General features: G+C 34.6%; 24 protein-coding genes and 1 riboswitch. Of the genes, 12 read left to right on the forward strand and 12 right to left on the reverse strand.

The genetic code is table 11. The features are described 5' to 3' along the window. Nucleotides 1-96 precede the first annotated feature (96 nt). The 4 genes from K0U91_RS10760 to K0U91_RS10775 all read right to left on the reverse strand — a co-directional run bounded on the left by K0U91_RS10760 (nt 97) and on the right by K0U91_RS10775 (nt 2,721). Complete coding sequence (locus K0U91_RS10760; protein ID WP_220179625.1) at nt 97-834, reverse strand: SDR family oxidoreductase; 738 nt, start codon at nt 832-834, stop codon at nt 97-99. Between the two features lie 70 nt (nt 835-904). Next, the gene (locus K0U91_RS10765; protein WP_220179626.1) at nt 905-1,489 is read right to left on the reverse strand and encodes a TetR/AcrR family transcriptional regulator; all 585 of its coding nucleotides are present in this window, start codon (nt 1,487-1,489) and stop codon (nt 905-907) included. 276 nt (nt 1,490-1,765) lie between these two features. Beyond that, entirely contained in the window at nt 1,766-1,951 is a 186-nt protein-coding gene (locus tag K0U91_RS10770; RefSeq protein WP_220179627.1) for a hypothetical protein, read from the reverse strand. Between the two features lie 23 nt (nt 1,952-1,974). Then, the gene (locus tag K0U91_RS10775; RefSeq protein ID WP_220179628.1) at nt 1,975-2,721 is read right to left on the reverse strand and encodes a hypothetical protein; all 747 of its coding nucleotides are present in this window, start codon (nt 2,719-2,721) and stop codon (nt 1,975-1,977) included. Nucleotides 2,722-2,835: 114 nt separating this feature from the next. On the opposite strand from K0U91_RS10775, the gene pafA reads away from it, so the two are divergent. Beyond that, nucleotides 2,836-4,482, forward strand: a complete 1,647-nt coding sequence (gene pafA, locus K0U91_RS10780; protein WP_220179629.1) for an alkaline phosphatase PafA — start codon at nt 2,836-2,838, stop codon at nt 4,480-4,482. Between the two features lie 76 nt (nt 4,483-4,558). Here the strand turns inward: pafA and K0U91_RS10785 are convergent, their stop codons facing one another. From K0U91_RS10785 to K0U91_RS10805, 5 genes are all read right to left on the reverse strand, one after another. Next, the gene (locus K0U91_RS10785; protein ID WP_220179630.1) at nt 4,559-4,864 is read right to left on the reverse strand and encodes a barstar family protein; all 306 of its coding nucleotides are present in this window, start codon (nt 4,862-4,864) and stop codon (nt 4,559-4,561) included. Between the two features lie 101 nt (nt 4,865-4,965). Continuing rightward, nucleotides 4,966-5,451, reverse strand: a complete 486-nt coding sequence (locus K0U91_RS10790) for a matrixin family metalloprotease (RefSeq protein WP_258561864.1) — start codon at nt 5,449-5,451, stop codon at nt 4,966-4,968. Between the two features lie 112 nt (nt 5,452-5,563). Then, complete coding sequence (locus K0U91_RS10795; protein WP_220179632.1) at nt 5,564-6,046, reverse strand: ribonuclease domain-containing protein; 483 nt, start codon at nt 6,044-6,046, stop codon at nt 5,564-5,566. A gap of 82 nt (nt 6,047-6,128) precedes the next feature. After that, nucleotides 6,129-6,920 (reverse strand): NAD(+) synthase, encoded by a 792-nt coding sequence (gene nadE, locus K0U91_RS10800; protein WP_220179633.1) that lies wholly within the window; start codon nt 6,918-6,920, stop codon nt 6,129-6,131. A gap of 12 nt (nt 6,921-6,932) precedes the next feature. Then, the gene (locus K0U91_RS10805; protein ID WP_220179634.1) at nt 6,933-7,460 is read right to left on the reverse strand and encodes a GNAT family N-acetyltransferase; all 528 of its coding nucleotides are present in this window, start codon (nt 7,458-7,460) and stop codon (nt 6,933-6,935) included. Nucleotides 7,461-7,581: 121 nt separating this feature from the next. Between K0U91_RS10805 and gldB the strand changes: the two genes are divergently transcribed. The 9 genes from gldB (at nt 7,582) to K0U91_RS10850 (ending at nt 14,169) form a co-directional block, all read left to right on the forward strand. After that, the gene (gene gldB, locus K0U91_RS10810; RefSeq protein WP_220179635.1) at nt 7,582-8,568 is read left to right on the forward strand and encodes a gliding motility lipoprotein GldB; all 987 of its coding nucleotides are present in this window, start codon (nt 7,582-7,584) and stop codon (nt 8,566-8,568) included. Nucleotides 8,569-8,590: 22 nt separating this feature from the next. After that, nucleotides 8,591-8,917: a gliding motility protein GldC gene (gene gldC, locus K0U91_RS10815; RefSeq protein WP_220179636.1), complete on the forward strand. Its 327-nt coding sequence runs from the start codon at nt 8,591-8,593 to the stop codon at nt 8,915-8,917. Between the two features lie 131 nt (nt 8,918-9,048). Then, nucleotides 9,049-10,188, forward strand: a complete 1,140-nt coding sequence (locus K0U91_RS10820; RefSeq protein WP_220179637.1) for a cystathionine gamma-synthase — start codon at nt 9,049-9,051, stop codon at nt 10,186-10,188. A gap of 61 nt (nt 10,189-10,249) precedes the next feature. Further along, the gene (locus tag K0U91_RS10825) at nt 10,250-10,696 is read left to right on the forward strand and encodes a GNAT family N-acetyltransferase (protein WP_220179638.1); all 447 of its coding nucleotides are present in this window, start codon (nt 10,250-10,252) and stop codon (nt 10,694-10,696) included. Between the two features lie 60 nt (nt 10,697-10,756). Then, nucleotides 10,757-11,260 (forward strand): DinB family protein, encoded by a 504-nt coding sequence (locus K0U91_RS10830; RefSeq protein ID WP_220179639.1) that lies wholly within the window; start codon nt 10,757-10,759, stop codon nt 11,258-11,260. After that, entirely contained in the window at nt 11,257-11,694 is a 438-nt protein-coding gene (locus tag K0U91_RS10835) for a hypothetical protein (protein WP_220179640.1), read from the forward strand. Before K0U91_RS10830 ends, K0U91_RS10835 begins: the two co-directional genes overlap by 4 nt. 40 nt (nt 11,695-11,734) lie before the next feature. Next, a complete protein-coding gene (locus tag K0U91_RS10840; protein ID WP_220179641.1) occupies nt 11,735-12,283 on the forward strand; it encodes an L-threonylcarbamoyladenylate synthase in 549 nt (182 codons plus the stop codon). Nucleotides 12,284-12,375: 92 nt separating this feature from the next. After that, a complete protein-coding gene (locus K0U91_RS10845; RefSeq protein ID WP_220179642.1) occupies nt 12,376-12,720 on the forward strand; it encodes a nuclear transport factor 2 family protein in 345 nt (114 codons plus the stop codon). A 27-nt stretch (nt 12,721-12,747) separates the two neighbouring features. Continuing rightward, nucleotides 12,748-14,169 (forward strand): CCA tRNA nucleotidyltransferase, encoded by a 1,422-nt coding sequence (locus K0U91_RS10850; RefSeq protein WP_220179643.1) that lies wholly within the window; start codon nt 12,748-12,750, stop codon nt 14,167-14,169. 361 nt (nt 14,170-14,530) lie between these two features. Here the strand turns inward: K0U91_RS10850 and K0U91_RS10855 are convergent, their stop codons facing one another. From K0U91_RS10855 to cdd, 3 genes are all read right to left on the reverse strand, one after another. After that, nucleotides 14,531-15,592, reverse strand: coding sequence for a DUF5074 domain-containing protein (locus K0U91_RS10855; RefSeq protein ID WP_220179644.1), 1,062 nt, complete (start codon nt 15,590-15,592; stop codon nt 14,531-14,533). A gap of 12 nt (nt 15,593-15,604) precedes the next feature. Beyond that, on the reverse strand, nt 15,605-17,440 hold the full coding sequence (locus tag K0U91_RS10860) for a TonB-dependent receptor plug domain-containing protein (RefSeq protein ID WP_220179645.1): 1,836 nt from the start codon (nt 17,438-17,440) through the stop codon (nt 15,605-15,607). Between the two features lie 35 nt (nt 17,441-17,475). After that, a riboswitch (cobalamin riboswitch) is annotated at nt 17,476-17,652 on the reverse strand. Nucleotides 17,653-17,716: 64 nt separating this feature from the next. Continuing rightward, on the reverse strand, nt 17,717-18,199 hold the full coding sequence (cdd, locus tag K0U91_RS10865) for a cytidine deaminase (protein ID WP_219971416.1): 483 nt from the start codon (nt 18,197-18,199) through the stop codon (nt 17,717-17,719). Between the two features lie 107 nt (nt 18,200-18,306). Between cdd and namA the strand changes: the two genes are divergently transcribed. After that, entirely contained in the window at nt 18,307-19,359 is a 1,053-nt protein-coding gene (gene namA / locus K0U91_RS10870) for an NADPH dehydrogenase NamA (protein WP_220179646.1), read from the forward strand. Between the two features lie 32 nt (nt 19,360-19,391). Next, complete coding sequence (locus K0U91_RS10875) at nt 19,392-19,673, forward strand: DUF2752 domain-containing protein (protein ID WP_219971418.1); 282 nt, start codon at nt 19,392-19,394, stop codon at nt 19,671-19,673. Nucleotides 19,674-19,703 lie beyond the last annotated feature (30 nt).

Consider the following 19,703-nt stretch of genomic DNA (forward strand, 5'->3'; position numbering starts at 1 on the left):
AAAGTATTTTTATTAATAATTAAATTTAATCTGGAAATATATAATCTCTCACAGAAACCGTAAGAGATTATAACAAATGATCAGGCAAGATTTATTTTAGCTATTAAAGGCACCAAATGCTCCTTCCGTTCCCGCAAAGAAATTCTGATACAGCGATTCTGTAAATCCGACCCGAACTTCATATTTATTTTCCTGAAGTGCTTTTACCAGATCAGCGGCAACGTCAGATGGCGGAATTCCATTTTCTTTTCCTCCAATTTCTGCAGAAAAATCGGTATCAACTAATGGTGGCATCAACTCAAAAACTTTTATCTGCGAATCTTTGGCCAGTTGATGTCTCAAAACCTGTGTATAAGAATGCAATGCCGCTTTTGAATCAGAATAGGTGGGAAGACTTGCGCCGGGAACAAATCCTACAATTGAGGATACATTCACAATTGCAGCTTCATTTTGTTCTTTCAGCAAAGGAAGAAATTTTTCTGTTAATCTTATGGGTGCAAAATAATTGGTTGTGAACTCTTCCAATGCTTTGTCATGCGTATGAGAGTTTTCGGAAATGCTATAATAATGAGCAAAACCTGCATTATTGATCAGGATATTCAATCCACCGAAAGTCGTTTTCACTTCTTCATATAATCTTTTGACATCGCTTTCATTCGTGACATCGGCCTGAATGGTAAATACGTTTTCAAGATCTTTTGCGGCTGCATCTAGCTTTTCTTTGTTTCTTCCAACGATGATAATTTTGTTCTTCGGGCTTAATGCTTTTGCGATTTCTAAACCGATTCCTGAACCTCCACCTGTAATCAGAATGGTGTTGTCTGTAATGTTCATAATGTTTTGTTTTTGTAAGTTTATGTAAATTTAATATTGTACCATTTGGTACATAATATGGTAAAAAATTTTAATTCAATAATCTTAAATTAAGTTCAATCATATTTTTAAGGATTTCCGCAGAACTTTCCATGCGTCTTGTTACGTGTATCCCGTTCCATAGATTGGTTAAATGCCATGCAAGAATCTCAGGATTTTCTCTTGTTTCAATTTGATTATTTTCCTGTGCTTTTTCAATAACTTCTACGAAAAGATGGTGCAGTTTTTTTAAAATTTTTACAGAAGTCTTCTTTATTTGAGCATCTTTTTCAGATAACTGAACCAGAGAGTTTCCTAAAAAACAACCTCTTTCTTTTTCACAGTCAGGAGAATAGGCCTGACTTAAAAAAAACTGTTTGATGTATTCAATTCCGTTTTCAGAATTTTTAATTCCATCCGAAAGTTTTTTATAAAAACTTTCAGAAAACTGCTCAATTGATTTTACATATAGTTCCTGTTTTCCTCCTTTAAAAGCCAGATAAAAACTTCCTTTTCCAATTCCCATAGCATTCAACAATTCATCTGCAGAGGCGGTGTCGTAGCCTTTGTTTCTGAAAACTTCAGTCGCTTTTTCAATTGCCTGATTTTCGTCAAATATTTTGGGTCTTCCTGCCATTTCTTTATTTTGATGAGACAAAGGTATACAATTGTACCAATCAGTACAAAATTAAATATCAAATATCTTTTATAGTTTTTGTCGATAACGTTTAAAGAAGCACATCAAAGCTTGTAACAAAGCCGTTTTGGAGGAATCATTATATAAATTTATATTGATTCCTGTAAATTGAAAACCTGCTTTCTGATTTCCGAAATCGCAGATGATCCAACCGATCAATTCAACATTTTCAAAGGCTCGAAAGAATATCCTTGTTCAATAATTGTATTAAGTTCTTCAATATCCTCGGAATTTGTTTCCAAGATTTTCCTGTAATGTTGATATTTTTACTTTTAAACTAAATTCAAAAGTATTCCCGATTTCAATGCTTGAAACGGAGAAGATTTTGTCTATTTCGTAACTGTTAAATTCCCAATTAAGTGTTGGGTTGGAGGTGAGTTTTTCTAGTTTTTTGATTTTCATACAATCAGCGAAATAAAATGATTCTATTCAATTTTAATTGGCGGTAATTCTTTTTGATTTTCAAAATTTTCCCAAATATATTCCATGCTTGGATAAAAGCAGCCGTCTTTTTCTAGATTAATATATTCAGGTGAAATGTTTTTTATGTCAAAAGATTCTAAACCATTTTCTTTTAAAATATCTAAAGCCTTATAAATCTCTTTATCAATTTTATGGCTTGTTGTCCATGGATAATAATTGATGAAAACCTTCAATCTGTCAAAGGTAAATACATGTCTTTTTGTTTTTGATGAGAAAAATCCATCATACTTCTTATTTAATATTTTTAATTTTTCTTTATCGATATCGTTCTCAAAAAGCTGAGGTTTATAAAAAACATCAATTTCAATATCTCCAAAACTTAAAGGTCCTTCAGCAAGTTTATTCCAATTATAGAAAACACGAACCGTTCTTCCATCAATTGTTTTAATTAAGCCTTCATATTTATCAATATATTCTTTTTGAAATCCTCTTTGTCTTAGTTCAGTGAAAACCTTTCTCTCAAATATTTTGGAATGAATTTTTTTACCTACAGAAGTACTTATCCAAACCATTATTGACACAAAAACTGTGAATATTGAAGAGAAAATAAAGCTAATCCAAAAATTCTTGCTAGAAATAAAAATAGGGATAAAAGCTATAATAAATATAATTATAGTTATTATAAAAGTTGGATTTCCACCAATAAAGTAACTTCCGTTTTCGCGTTTTTTTACAGTTAAAAGTTTCATCTAAATTAGATTGAATTTAAATAGTTTAGAATTTTATAAAGCTTCAAAATTAATCAAAATTTCACATACCAAAACTCCGAAAACTATTAAATTTGCACCATTAAAAAGTTATTCATGTTTAAAAAAATAACGATTGCTGCGGCCTCTTTTTTGTCTGTAATCACAATCAATGCGCAGAAAAATAAAAATTCTCAGGTTGAAAGACCGAAATTAGTCGTTGGTTTAGTGGTAGATCAAATGCGTTGGGACTATTTGTACCGTTTTTACAGTAAATATAGTAATGATGGTTTCAAAAGATTGATCAGTAAAGGATTTGCACTCAATAACGTCCATATCAATTATGTTCCTACCGTTACTGCTTTAGGACATACTTCTATTTATACAGGTTCTGTTCCGGCGATCCACGGAATTGCGGGTAATGACTGGAATGATAAAGAAACCGGTAAAAATGTCTATTGTACAACCGATGAAAATATGCAACCTGTAGGAACAAGCAATACAAAAGTAGGAAGCCATTCTCCGAAAAACCTTTGGTCTACAACCATTACCGATGAGCTGAGATTGGCAACGAATTTTCAGGGAAAAGTAATCGGAGTTTCCTTAAAAGACAGAGCTTCTATTCTTCCGGCAGGTCATACGCCAAACGGAGCGTATTGGTTTGATGATTCTTCTGGGGATTTTGTGACAAGCACTTGGTATATGAAAGATCTTCCGGAATGGATGAAAGATTTCAATGCGCAGAATTTACCGGATAAATTGGTTGCCAACGGCTGGAATACATTGCTTCCGATTAATCAGTATACGGAAAGTTCACCCGACAATTCCTCTTGGGAAGGTCTTTTGGGAAGTGCAAAAACACCCACTTTTCCGTACAGTAATTTAGCGGCCGATTATTTGACTAAAAAAGATAACATCCGTTATACACCGTTCGGAAATACGTTGACCTTAAAATTAGCGGAAGCTTCTGTGGAAGGGGAAAAATTGGGAGAAGACAGCGTTACGGATATTTTAGCGATCAATTTAGCCTCAACAGATTACGCAGGACATAAATTTGGCCCGAATTCGATTGAGGTAGAAGATGTTTATTTAAGATTAGATCAGGATTTAGCCCAGTTTTTCAGTTATCTGGATTCAAAAGTTGGGAAAGATAAATATACCGTTTTTATTTCTGCAGACCATGGAGGAGCGCATTCTGTAGGATTTTTGCAGGAACATAAAATCACTACCGGATTTTTCGGTGAGGGAATGGAAAAAAATATGAATGATGAATTGAAAGCGAAATTCGGTGTTGATAAATTAATTAATGCTGTTGACAATTATCAAGTATATTTTGACAGGAAATTACTGAAAGACAACAAGCTTGAATTAAATGATGTGAGAGATTTCACCATAAAAGAACTGGAAAAGGACCCGACGGTTTTATACGCTGTTTCTGTAGAAAAAGTACAGGAATCAACCATTCCTGAACCGATTAAACAAAGAATTATTAACGGAATCAACAGACAGAGAAGCGGTGATATTCAGCTGATTTCCCATGATTCCATGCTTCCGCCCTATTCAAAAACAGGAACGACGCACAGTGTGTGGAATTCTTATGATTCTCACATCCCTCTGATTTTTATGGGATGGGGAATTCAGCATGGTGAGAGCAATAAACCTTATAATATGACTGATATTGCACCTACAGTTTCTGCATTATTAAAAATACAGTTTCCAAGCGGAAACATCGGAAATCCAATCACTGAAGTTTTAGGAAAATAAAACCGTGATCGATTGTTAAAATATAAAGCCCCGCAAAAATTTATTTTTGCGGGGCTTATTTTGTGTAAAATCTGAATTATTCTTCTATTTCCTCTTCATCATTATCTTCAAACTGTTCAAGAAAATACGTAAATGTAAAATCTTCAACCTGATCTTCTGCGTCTTCCAAAGTGGTCAGTAAATCTTCGAAGATTTCTAATTGATCTACGCTCATATTAACAAACTCAAGATGAAGTGGCATTTCCAATTCACCGGAAATAACATCTGAAAGTGCATCCAGATTATCCCCGAAATGCGCCGGAAGTTTTACTTTTTCTTTAAGCTGAGTGTAAAAATCTTCGTAATCTCCAAGATCAGCGAAGTCGATGTATGTTGTCTTCATAGTTTATTTAAATTTACTGTGCTAAGTTAACAGTTTATGTCATTGAAAAGGTGGAATTGTTATTGTCATTGCAAGAAGCTAAAAGACGAAGCAATAATATACTACTCAAACTTCCAGTTTTTAGTTTTTAAAAAGTTCTTACAATCGTTACAAAAGTCAATTTCTTCGTCAGTATGATTTTTACCTTCCGCATCTCTCATAAAGCAAGATTTTTCCGGACAATGTTCAAGACCTTGTGTATGCCCGATTTCGTGTATTGCCACTTTGAAAAACTGTTCATTTCTGTTGCTTCTATTTAACCTGAAATTAGATGCAACGCATGACTTTCCGGGTCGATACCCTAATCCCATAATTCCGAAGTCTTTTATTGTGCCTTTTGTAGCGCTGATATCTTTGGTAGTTAAACCAATTTTTACGAACCCTTTTTCTGTATTTTCACTTAAAATTTTAATAATAGAATCTGCTCTGTATCGGTTTCTGTCTTTGTAATAAGCTTCTTTTGGTAATTCAATTTCATCAAGAATTTTTACATGCGGATAAATGTTTTTGATCTCATCGGCAACAAATTTCGTAGTTGTAGAATTCATATCCTTGAAAGGCTGAATCAAAATAACGACCTCTTTATTATTTTTAAAGAGATTGGTCTTTTTATCGCTGCATGAGAAAATTAATAAAAAGACAAATGTGAAAAGTAAACAATTACTGCTTCTCAAAACTCTTATAATGATTTTTAGTTAAGTAAACCTCACCATTTTTAGTAAAAACAATCCGGTCGCCATTTCTGTTTCCACAGTTGTAGTTGACATCGGCTTCATAGTATTTCACCTTTTTCGGTAGCTTTCCTTCTCGGTTTCCAAAGTAATCTCCGCCGATTGCTTTTCCGGGAAGGACTTCACAAAGATTTCCTTCAGAAGGATTCCATCCTGATTTCTTTGCTTCATTTTTAGTGATGTAATAATCAGGAAGCTGATGGTTTTGCTTAACGTAATTAATTACCGTTTTCTCTTTTGTAAGTTCATCAATTGCTTGCTTGTCAGATTGGCTTTTCGAAGCATTCGAGACATTCTCGGTTTTAGTTGGGGCTTTCTTCTCAGCAATGAAATTATTATAAATAGACATCACCGACATTCCGAAAAGAAGTCCTATGCATGCAAAAAGTACCGAGCGGCTTTTAGGATTCATAAATATAAACTTTAATGTAATAATATAACAATCTAGCAATGTAACAATCCACAAGCATTGGTAAACTAAATTGTTATATTAATTAACTTCTCCATTCTTCAGGAATATCACACACCGGAATCGGATTAATCTTATGCTGTGCAGCCTTATTCATTCTGCTGAAAATCTTAAACACTTCCAAATCTCTTCCGCTGTAGTCTGCTTCTGTTTTAGTTCCCCATTCTTTCTGAATTTTCTCCAATTCAGGATAAGTGGCTCCGATCTGCATTTCATCAGTTCTTTCAGCATCCCAAAGTCCGTCCGTAGGTATTGCTTCCTGAATGTTTTTAACCAAATTTAAAGCTTTCGCTAATGCATAGACTTCTGTTTTATAAAGATCTGCGATAGGAGACACGTCGACTCCGCCGTCCCCGTATTTGGTATAAAAGCCAATCCCGAAATCTTCCACTTTATTTCCGGTTCCACACACCAAAAGCCCGTTGATTTGTCCGTAATAATACAAAGTAAGCATTCTCAAACGTGATCTTGTATTGGCAAATGCCAGTTTTTCATTAGGGAATTCATCATCATGAACATCAAAAGTTTTGTACAGTTCCTCAAAAGCAGGGGTAAGATTCACAGACATCGCTTCAACATTCGGGAATTTAGATTTTAAATCATTCATATGTTCCCAGGCTCTGTTCACTTGATCTTCTTTTTGACGAATCGGCATTTCGATAAGCAAAGTTTTCAATCCGGTCATCGCTGCCAAAGTAGAAACTACACCAGAATCTACACCACCAGAAACTCCCGATACGTATCCTTTAACTCCTGATTTTTCGGCATAATCTTTTAGCCATAGCACAATATGATCGATTACTTTTTGTGTCTGCATTGTATATTTTTATTATTTAAAATTTTCTTTTTTAAGTTCATACCAAAAGCAATGGTCTCCTTCATCAATAAAGGTTTCTTTTTTTTCAAAACCCAATTTTCTCAAGACATGATTTGAGGCGTCATTTTCTATATCAGCGTAGGCAAAAACTTGGTCTAGCTTCATTTCATTAAAAGCATAGTTCAAAACAGCAATCGAGGTTTCTGTAGCATAGCCTTTTCCCCAATACTCCGGTGTGAAACGATAGCCAAGATCGTGAATGTTTTGATGATTGTTGATTTCTTTAATCAGTTTTAAACCGCTCCAGCCGACTAGTTTTCCGTCTTCTTTTCTGATGACCGCCCATCTTCCGATTCTGTTTTCTGTATATTGATTTCGGATGCTTTTAATCATTTCTGCACTTTGACTGATCTCAGTTAAAGGTTGTATTCCAACATATTTTACGACTTCCGGATTGCTATCCATTGCGAAAAAAGTTTCAACGTCTTCGGGAACGATTTCCCTTAAGATCAACCTTTCTGTTTCAAGATAAATTTTCATCGTTTTATAGTCTTATTTTAAAGATTTGAATATAATTTTTATAGCCACAAAAAAATCCTTTTTCGGCATAAGTTTATATTTATATCCTTATTTTTGTAAACTTAAATTTCATGTAAAAATAATGAAGATTTTTAGAATTGCCGCACTTTCATGCCTTTTAGTTTTAAGTTTAAACTCTTGTAAAAAAGAACAGGAAACTACATGGAAAGTCGAAATAAAAAATCCCGCCGAAAGGGTGGAGATGATTGATATTTCAAAAGAATTTTACGATCAGAATATTCCTTTAGAGCAGTTTACAGCAAAGTTTCCTTGGTTTCAGGGAACTGTTTCTGACGAAGATTTTATAAAAAGAAGAGCTGATGTAGAAGAAATAAAAATCTACAAGGAAGCGGTAGCAAAAATTGATCAGAAAAGATTGCACAACGAGCTTCACGATTTATTTTCGCATATAAAATTTTATTTTCCACAGTTTAAAAGTCCAAAAGTTTTTCTTTTTTCATCAGCTTTACAGATGATTCAGGATCCTTTGTTATATGATGATAAAATGAATTTCCTTTTTATTGACATTTCAGGATTTATGGGAGAAAAAAATGCCAATTACAAAGGTTTGGAACTGTACTTTCAGAAATCTATGAATCCGAGCAATATTGTCCCTAAAGTATCAAGAATGTTTGCTGAAAATATTGTTCCATATACAGGAGATAGTCAGAAATTTATCGATTTGATCGTGTATAATGGTAAAATAATGACTTTACAGGATGCATTTCTCCCCAATACTCCGGATTACTTGAAAATGGATTATACCAAAGAACAATATGATTGGGCAGAAGCTAACGAAGCCAATATTTATAATTATTTTGTAGAGAGTAATTTGATTTTTGGTGATGACCACCGATTGGCAGAACGTTTCATTGCTCCCGGTCCTTTTTCGAAATTTTATACAGAAATAGACAACAATTCGTCTCCAATGGTAGGAATTTACACCGGATGGCAAATATGCAGAGAATATTTTAAAAAGAAACCCGAAACAAAGCTAGTAGATTTCCTAAAAATGGATGCTACAGAAATATTCAATCAGTCGGGTTACAAACCAAAATTAGAAGAATAACAAAGTTTATAAAAAGAGAAAAATGAGAAAGACTCAGATAACAATAGATGTAGAACTGGATGAAAATCACATTCCCGAATTGATGACCTGGAATGCTGCAGATGGCGGAGTAGAAAAAGAGGAAACAAAAGCAGTGATGATTTCCGTTTGGGATGAAAAAACATCAGAAGCTTTAAGAATTGATCTTTGGACAAAAGATATGCCGGTAGATCAAATGAAAATGTTTATGCATCAGATTTTCGTCTCGTTGGGAAGTACTTATCAGAGAGCAACAGGAGAAGAAGATGTTGCTGCCTGGATCGAGCAGATTGCAGAAGAATTTGCAGTAAAATCAGCGATAAAAATGTAAATAAGCCATAGGTTGTAAGCAGTAAGCGGTAAGCTTTTTGCACGCGGCTTATCTTTTTAATAATATTTAAGTTTTAAAGCAATAAAATAAAAGCCTATTGCCTAAAGCTTAAAGCCTAAAGCAAAAATATTATGAATTTCAATACAAAAGTAATACACGGTGGGCAACATCACGAATCTGCAACAGGTTCTGTGAATGTACCTGTTTTTTTAACATCTACTTTCGCACAAAAAAGTCCGGGAGTTCATTCCGGATACGAATATTCAAGAGCGGCCAACCCTACAAGACAGGCTTTGGAAGACTCTTTGGCAAGCATAGAAAACGGAGCAAGAGGTTTGGCTTTCGGTTCTGGTCTGGCTGCTATAGACTGTGTTTTAAAATTATTAAATCCGGGCGACGAGGTTGTTGCTGTGGATGATTTATATGGTGGAACTTACAGAATGTTTACCAGACTTTTCGAAAAATATCAGCTGAAATTTATCTTTGTAAATTTTGATGATGCTTCAAAAATCAACGACGTAATTACCGATAAAACCAAATTAATCTGGATTGAAACACCCACCAATCCTTTGATGAAATTGGTCGACATCAAAGCAGTTGTAGAAATCGCAAAAGGAAAAGATATTTTGGTTGCGGTTGATAATACATTTGCAACACCTTATCTTCAGAGACCAATCGATTTGGGAGCTGATATCGTTATGCACTCTGCAACAAAATATTTGGGTGGTCACTCAGACGTTATCGCCGGAGCTTTGATCGCTAAAGATGCAGAATTGGGAGAAAAACTCCATTTCATTCAGTTTGCGAGTGGTGGAATTTTAGGCCCTCACGATTCTTATTTGGTTTTAAGAGGAATTAAAACATTGGCATTAAGAGTTCAGAGACATTCAGAAAATGGAATGGCTGTGGCAAAATATCTGGAATCTCACCCTGCAGTTGCACAGGTAATTTACCCAGGATTGGAATCTCATCCACAATATGAATTGGCAAAATCTCAGATGAAAGATTTCGGAGGAATGGTTTCTTTCACTTTTAAATCTGGTAAAAAAGAAGATGCAATTAAATTCTTAGAGAAAGTAAGAGTGTTTACTTTAGCTGAATCTTTGGGTGGAGTAGAATCTTTGGCCAATCATCCTGCATTGATGACTCACGCTTCAATCCCTGCAGAAAAACGTGCAGAATTGGAAATTACAGATGATTTGGTTCGTCTCAGTGTCGGAATCGAAGATGCAGAGGATCTGATTGCAGATTTGGAAAAAGCATTCTCTTAAAATACATAAATCATCAACATCCGTTTTTACAGCGGATGTTTGTTTTTAATTGAATTTAAAAATGAAAAATACAAGAAAAGCTGCGATTCAGGATTTACCTCAATTAGCCGAATTGTTCGATCAATACAGAGTTTTTTATCATAAAGAATCTGATATTCCTGCAGCGGAAAGTTTTTTGAAAGAAAGAATAGAAAAAGCTGATTCTGAAATTTTTGTTGCTGAAAATGAAGGAAGTCTGAATGGATTTGTACAATTATATCCACTGTTTTCGTCAACAAGAATGAAACGGTATTGGTTACTAAATGATTTGTTTGTCAACGAAAATTATCGTGGAAGAGGTTTTTCAAAAGAATTAATTGAAGAGGCAAAAGAACTGGCAAAATCTACCGATGCAGCAGGAATTCTCCTGGAAACCGGAAAATCAAACGACGTCGGAAACAAACTTTATCCAAGTTGCGGGTTTGAATTGTACGATGAAGTGAATTTCTATGAATGGACGAATAGATAGTGTAACAATTTACCAATTTAACAGTTTACACATTACCAATTAATTATTACTCATATTAACATGACAGATTTTCAAAAATACATTCAAAGATATTTAGATTTAATTCCATCTGAAAATTGGTTGGAAGAATTGAAATTGGTTGGTGAGAAAACCGTTTCTTTATTTTCATTTTTAACTGAAGAGCAATCAAAATTTGCCTATGCGGAAGGAAAATGGACGTTGAAAGAAGTGCTTCTGCATTTATCAGACACCGAAAGAGTTTTTCAATATCGAATTTTAGCTTTTGCAAGAGGTGAAAAATCTGAATTACCCGGTTTTGATGAAGAAAATTATGCTGCTAATTCTTTTGCCAACGTTAGAAGTTTACAATCTTTACTTGATGAGTATCAATTAGTAAGAAATTCTTCTCTGATTTTGCTGGAAACATTGAGTCTTTCTGTTTTAAGTAACATCGGAACAGCTAACGGAAACCAGATTTCAGTTGAAACCATTTGTAAATTGATTGTGGGACATAATATTCACCATTTGAATGTGGTGGAGGAGAGATATTTGCCGGAATTATGATGGATATAAACAAAAAAATAATAGCTTTTAATTTAGCTGTTTTCATTTCTTCTCTCTTTTTTACTGCTTTTACAGTTGTTGATTTAGGGAAGATTGAAAATTATAAATCTATTTTGATTTTTCTTTTTGGTGCAATTAGCTTTCTGGGTGGTGGAATTTTAGAATTTTTTGTTTGGTCCGCAAACATTTGGTTTTTTGTCTCAATTTTGTCCTTCTTTAAGAAGAAATATTCTTTATCAATAATATGCTCAACAATAGCTATAATTATTGCTTCGTCATTTATTTTTTGGAATTACATTTTAATTTCTGAAAATGGAAGAGAGGGTATTATAAATACTTTAGAGACCGGCTATTTTTTGTGGATAGCTGCTTTTTTGTCGGTCTTAATTTCTGCAGTTTACTCAAAAATTAAAATAAATAAAACAAGAATTTAGAAGTTTGTTTTATTTAAATCTATAACAAAGCTTATTAAAAATGGAAAACATCATCAACATATTAAAATCCGGCGGCACAATCCTTTATCCAACAGACACCATCTGGGGAATCGGTTGCGATGCAACAAACATAGACGCCATCAATAAAATTTTTGACATTAAGAAGCGTGAGAAAAACAAATCGATGATTATTTTAGTGGAAAATGAAAAGCGATTACAAGATTTGGTTGACGTTCCGGAAATGGCTTGGGAAATAATGGATTTAAGCGAAAAACCGGTCACTTTAGTGTACCAGAACCCAAAAGGTTTACCAAAAGAATTGCTCGCCGAAGACGGAAGCGTCGGAATCCGCTTGGTGAAGAATGATTTCTGCAAAAAGCTAATTACAAAACTCAACAAACCTTTAGTTTCTACTTCTGCCAATTTTAGTGGAGATAAAAGTCCGTTGAAATTTTCTGACATTTCGAAAGAAATCATTGATCTGGTAGATTTTGCGGTGGAAGAAGACCGGGAAAAAGTGTCACAATATTCAGGTTCTTCGGTAATTAAAATCTGGAGCGACAACAGAATAAAAGTGCTGCGGGAATAGAATTCTTCATTTTTCATAGATGTACTTTTTTGCGTATTATGGCAATTTCTTTTTTATCCTATCTTTGCAGAACTCAACTGTAATATATCGATATGGACCATCAAAAATTTGCTGCAGATTGGATTTCGATCTGGAACTCACATCATCTGGAGGATATTCTTTCTCACTATTCTGATGATATTATGATCACAACGCCCATGATCGTTATGGCTACAGGAGGTAAAGAAAGTTCATTAAGCGGTAAAAATGCTGTCCGTGAATATTGGAGAAAAGCTTTGGATAAATTTCCGGATCTGAAGTTTGAGCTCATACAATCTACAGCAGGAGTAGATTCTGTAGCTTTATTTTACAAATCTATTATGGATAAACATGCCGTTGAAGTGATGTTTTTTAATGAAGAAGGAAAAATAAATAAAATGTATGCTCATTATGACTAATATGAGCTGTTGATGCTATTGTAAACGATGAAAATTAATCTTACTCAAAATAAAAATCTAAAACTTTTTAAACTCATTTCTGAGGTTGCTTCTCAAAATAATCAGTCCGTATATGTTGTCGGAGGTTACGTTCGTGATCTGTTGATGAAAAGGAAAGCGTCTACAGATATTGATTTTGTGACCGAACAGAGCGGAATTGAGCTGGCCCAAAACGTAGGAAAAGAAATTGATCCTAAAATGAAGGTTTCCATCTTTAAAACCTACGGAACGGCAATGATCAGATACAAAGATCTTGAGCTTGAATTTGTAGGTGCTAGAAAAGAAAGCTACACCGAAGACAGCCGAAAACCCGAAGTCGAGGGCGGAACGATTGAAGATGACCAAAAAAGAAGAGATTTTACCATCAATGCGATGGCAATTTCTTTAAATAAAAATAATTTCGGCGAACTCATAGATCCTTTTGACGGAATCGGAGATTTGCAAAAAGAAATTCTGAGAACACCGCTAGAACCTGCACAAACATATTCTGATGACCCATTGAGGATGATGAGAGCAGTTCGTTTTGCTTCTACTTTAAATTTCACAATTGAAGAAAATTCTCTGCAAGCGATCGCACAGGAAGCAGAAAGAATCAAGATTGTTTCTATGGAAAGAATCATGGTTGAATTTAATAAAATCATGCTTTCTAAAAAACCTTCTGTGGGTTTAAGATTAATGGAAGAAACAGGTTTGATGAAATTGATTATTCCTGAACTGATCGAACTGAAAGGCGTAGAAGAAATTGAAGGACAAACGCATAAAGATAATTTCTACCATACGCTTGAAGTGGTCGATAACATTTCTGAAAATACAGATAATCTTTGGCTCCGTTGGGCTGCTTTGCTTCACGATATCGGAAAAGCCCCGACTAAAAAATTCGTTGATGGAACCGGCTGGACTTTTCATGGACACGAGTTTTTAGGTTCAAAAATGGTAAAATCGCTTTTTCAAAAACTGAAGTTACCCCTGAGTTCTGATATGAAGTATGTTCAGAAAATGGTGAAACTTTCTTCTCGTCCGATTGCTTTGATTACAGATGACGCATCAGATTCTGCGTTAAGAAGACTTTTATTTGATGCGGGAGAAGATATGGAAGATCTGTTTACGCTTTGCAAAGCCGATATTACGACCAAAAATTCTAAAAAGCAGGACAAGTTTAAAAAGAATTTCCAGTATGTTGCCAATAAAATCAGGGAAGTTGAGGAAAAAGATCAGGTAAGAAATTTCCAGCCACCTATTTCCGGAGAAGAAATTATGGCAATGTTTAACCTAAAACCGGGCAGAGAAATCGGAATTTTAAAAGAAAAAGTAAAAGAAGCGATTCTCGAGGGTGAAATTGCGAATGAAAAAGAAGAAGCAAGAAAATTTGTGATTGCAGAAGCTAAGAAATTAGGTGTAATACTTGCTTAAAATGTTTTTCGGGACATTTGATTATATTGTTTTGGTAATTATTCTCATTTTCAGTTTTGGAGTTTGGAAATATAAAATAATTAAGAAATTGAATTGGATATTATATCTGATTATGCTCTTGTTTTTCGGCTTTATTATTCCATTTTTTTCTATCGATTTTGAAATTAGTAGGGCGATCAAAGATCAAGCTAATGTTGATAATTTTACGCTACTTTATACCTATTTTAGATTCCCCATTTGGTGGTTTATCGGGATTTTAGAAGCTGTATTTCTTAGATTTCAATTAAAGAATAAAATATAAAATTATCGGGGCGGTTTCGTAGAAACCGCCCCGATAATTTTTACCAAAACTTAATCAATTTTAGTTCTTATAAAAACCACTGGTCGCAATTCCTGTCGTTAGCGTTTTTAGTAAAGTTCCACTTGTACTGTAGATATTTACTTTGCTATCTCCCGTGAAGCTGGCATCAGAAACATAAATTCTACCGTCAATTACATTAAATCCGTACAAGTTTCCTGTCGTAGTAACAATGGGTGTTGTAGGAGTTGTCGTAGAATTTAGATTCATTGTATAAATCTTGTTGCTGCTGTCATTAAAGTAAAATTTATTAGCGTCGATTCTCAATTTCTGAGCCTGTCCGAGAGTGAGTGTAGTTGTCGTGAATGATCCGGATGTTGTGTTTACTTTGTAGATGTAAGAAGCTGTATTACTCGAAGCAAGTACATATGCATCACCATTGTACGCAATCAAATCTCTGATAATTCCATTGCTTGGAAGTGTTATGGTGTTTGCAACGGTATTGGTAGTAGGATTGATGATAGTCAATGAGTAGCCTGTTGGCAATTCACTGTATGGCGGAGCAGTCTCATAAGTAACACCGTCGGTTTGTACCACAATTCTGCCGTTTGCTTCCACTACTTTTTCAGCAGATCTCGGAAAGCTGATGCTGGTAACAAAGCCGTTATTAGCGGTATTATATACGTTTAATTTCATCACGTTGAAGAAATTGTTATTGGTTACATAATATTGAGATCCAGAAAATGCAATGTATCTCGGGTTATCAAGATTTGATGTTACAGTACTCTGCTTTTTAAAAGTATAACGGTTTACGATATCGATTTTATTAGGAACGTTAGAAACCAGATAAGCATTTTCACCACTGAATCCTATCGTTTGTAGAACGTTTCCTAAAATCTCATTATTGTTGTTGTTTCCGTAGACTTTATTTTCAAATGTTCCCAGATCATTGCTTACGAAAGAAATCTCAGAAGTTGGAGTGGTAAAAGCACCTTCATTGGTGATAAAAATACCATTTTCATAAGCCTGGTTTTTTGTTTCTTCTACAAAGTCATCATTGCTACACGCCACGTTAAAAACTAGCGCAGAAGCGAATAAAAAAGGTAAGATTTTCTTGAAGTTCATATTTTTTATGGTTTAAAAATTAATATTAAAATTGATACTGTAATTTCTTTTTGGTAAAGGATAATAGGCTGTTGTTTCGTAGATTTCGTCGAAGATGTTGTTGATTTTAAATCCTACGGTATATTTTTTCATAATGGTAGCAGAAATTCCTGCATTCATCACAAAGTAAGGCTGCAAGGCGTCAGATTTTTTTTCATTACTTTCTGTGTAGGTAAGTCCGTTGAACATTCCTTGTGCATAAATTCTGATAAAGCGATAATTGTAATCTACATTTCCAAAAATCTTGTGAAGTGGAACATACATCAGTTGTTTATTGATTTCCAGATCCTTAGATTTTGTGAAAATGTATCCTGCGTTTATTTTGAGATGGTGTTGATTGATTTGCTTTTGATAGGTCAATTGAGATTCAAGACCAAATGATTCCACCTGATCGGTATTAAAAGGCGACCAATAACCCAGTGGAGTATTCATCCAGCGCAGCATGTCTTTTATCCGGATGTAATAAGGACTTAAAACCAATTTAAAATCTCCCGCTTTAAATTCATGATTCATATCTGCTTGAATCGAAGTCTCAGGTACTAAGTTAGGATTTCCTCCCGGAGCCCAATACAAATCATTAAACGACGGGAATCTGAAGTTTTTAGATAAATTTAAATTAAATTGATACCAGTTAGCCGCTTTCCATTTTCCTGAAAATGAGTATAATACCGGTGAGTCGAACCCCTCTACAAAATCTTTCTTGATTCCGGCTTCCAGAATAATTTTTGATGACGGCATGTAGCGTAGCAAACCTGCTGCTGAAGCTATATTTCGACTGATATCACCAATTCCTGATGTCCCGATTCCTTCAGCTTGATTGTGCTGAAATTCCCCAATCAAATTGATATTCCATTTTGGATTGATAAAATAATTAAAATCATTTTTTACAATATAATTTTTCCCAGCGCCACCGCTTGTTCTCGGTTGATTGAGAGTAGCAAAATATTGAAAATTTTCTTCTGTATAAGCTGCTCTCAGAATATTATTAAACTTAGATTTTTTCCAGTCCCAGGAAAGAAGACTTCTGAGATTCTGAGTTTCATACTTCGTCTGCGTCTGGCTTTCAAAGAAAACAGGATAATGCTGATTGCCGTCAAAAATTTCCGAGATCCAGGAAATCTGATGAAATGGAGCTATTTTATAGGCTGCTGCAAAATTAAAATTGGTATTGTAGTACTTTCCGTTTCTATTGATATAATTTCTTGATTCTGGAACTTCATATTCATTTTGACTGATCGCATGACTTGCTGTTGCTTTAAAACTAAATTTCTCGTTACTGAAAGAAGCTTTCAAAAAATTATTATACGTTCTGAATGAAGCAATCTCAGAATTGAATGCTCCGTTTAAACCTTCATTAAAGCCTAAATTGTTATTTAAATGGATGCTTCCGCCAATAGCACCGCTCCCATAGATCACACTTCCGCCGCCGGATTTTATTTCCATCTGATCATACCCGAAAAGTGCAATATTATTGACATCTCCCTGACCCAAAAATTGTGAGTTGATATTGATCCCGTTCCAGACAAAAGCAGTTTGTTGCGCCGTTGTTCCGCGGAATGAAGGAGAGGAAACTGCACCACGGCCGTTTTCTTTAATATAAACAGGAGATTGGAAACGTAAAACTTCAGAAAGATTGGATGAGTTTTTTTGAATATCAGCAGGTATCAAACTGTTAACCTTATGAAAAAGTTTTACCTTATTCATTTGATTGTCAAAAATATATACAGTATCTATGCTTTTCTCCTGACCACAGTAAAGAGAGAGATTGCATACGGCAAAGACGAAGACTAAAGAACTTTTTATATCCATATCATTTTTTGCTTTTCCTCCGAAAGCAATCAAATTATAATGTTAAAAGTTTGGCAGGTCTCCTGACTTTCGCTTTTCTACGCCTTCCCGCGTTAGCAGTGGCTATTTGTAGAAAAAAATTATACGATTTACAGTTGCGGGGACAGCTTGGGATTTTCGCCCAATTCCCTATTAATTCCAATACCTTGGAAACCAAATTTTTGCAAATATAGGTTTTTAAAAAGAAATATAAGTTTAAAATAATATTTCTATTCGCAGATGTCTGATTTAAAACAATTACAAAAACGATGAATCAAAATAGAAAGGTAGCAGATCTTTAATAGATTTCACTTTAAATACTTCCTCATTTAGATTTGAAAAGTAAACTTCTATATTTTTATTTTGCTTTGTTTCATATTCCATGAGGCTTTGACGGCAAGCTCCACAGGGTGGAATCGGTGGCGTTTTTTCCGAAAATTCTCGAGGTCCACCAATGATAAATATTTTCACTATTTTTTCATTGGGGAAATTGGCACCAATCCAGAATAGGGCCGTTCTTTCAGCGCAAAGCCCGGAAGGGAAAGCTGCATTTTCCTGATTGTTTCCAGTGTATATCTCATCATTCTCCAGCAAAACAGAGCAGCCTACCAAAAAGTTGGAGTAGGGCGCATACGCATTTTCACGTGCTGTTTTTGCTTTTTCAAAAAGCTGTTTTTCTACCTCGTTCAGTTCGCTGCTGCTTTTGAAATGCTCGTAATCAATGTGTATATCTTTTTTCATTTTGTGACCGTAAAAAGGGCGATAAAAGTAATCCTTTTTATGGAAGCTGGCAATATCTTTGTTACGATACTAAATTTGTAATTTTAAACATTTAAAAATAAAATTCAATGTTATACTCTCCAATAAAATTTAGAAACGTAGAATTAAAAAACCGTTGGGTGATGTCACCGATGTGCATGTATTCTTGCGAAAACGGATTAGCCAATGATTTCCATTATGTACATTACGGAAGCCGTGCACAGGGCGGAACAGGATTAATCATGATCGAGGCAACCGGTGTAGAGCCTCGTGGAAGGATTACCAATCATTGTATGGGAATCTGGAATGACGAGCAGGCTATAAAACTTCAGAAAATCGTTGAATTTGTACATCAAAATTCAGATTCGAAAATAGGGATTCAGATTGCGCATGCAGGAAGAAAAGGATCTACTTGGGAAAATAAACAGATTCCTGTTGATGAAGGCTGGGAGACCATTGCTCCAAGCCCGATACCCTATCATCCGACAGAAAGAATTCCGCATGTATTATCGGTTGAAGAGATTAAAAATTTGGTTCAAAAGTTCAAAGAAGCTGCAAAAAGAGCGGTAAATGCGGGTTTTGATGTAATTGAAATTCATGGCGCACACGGGTATTTGGTTCATCAGTTTCTATCACCGCTATCAAATATACGAACCGATGAATACGGAGGAAGTTTCGAAAACAGAATCCGTTTTTTATTGGAGATTGTAGATACAGTAAATGAAGAATTAAATGAAAATGTAGCGCTCTTTGTAAGGATTTCCGGAACCGAATATGCAGAAAATGGCTGGGATATCAATGACAGTGTACAATTAGCAAAAATACTCAAAAACCATTCTGTTGATCTGATAGATGTTTCAAGCGGCGGGAATATTCACGGAGCAAAAATTCCTGTTTATGATGGATATCAGGTTCCTTTTTCTTCTCAGGTTAAAAACGAAACAGGTGTAAAAACAGGAGCAGTTGGATTGATCACATCAACGGAACAGGCAGAAAAAATCTTACAGAACGAAGAAGCAGATCTGATTTTTGTAGCGAGAGAGATCTTGAGAAACCCTTATCTTGCCGTTCAGGGCTCGTTTGAAATGAAAGAAGATAATTTTTTTCCGCATCAGTATCTGAGAGCGAAAATTTCTTCTTAATTTTAACACAAACAAAAATCAGAAATCATACTATGAAAATTGAAGACTTTATGTTGCCATGCCCAAGCAAAAAATTCTTAGGGATAGATTGTTTCGGATGCGGTACACAAAGAGCAATCGCATTGGTTCTTGAAGGCAAATTTTCAGAAGCTTTTCATATGTTTCCGGCGGTGTATACTTTACTTTTGTTTTTCGTTTTTGTAGCGGTCAATTTTATTGATAAAAAAAGAAACTACGGACAAATTTTAATTTTTTTAGCGATTGTTAACTCACTAATCATGGTATTTTCATATTTTTATAAACATTATTTTTAAATCAAAATATTAAACATTAAAAAAATCAAA

The sequence above is a fragment of the Chryseobacterium sp. LJ668 genome (genome assembly GCF_019613955.1).
Lineage (GTDB): Bacteria > Bacteroidota > Bacteroidia > Flavobacteriales > Weeksellaceae > Chryseobacterium.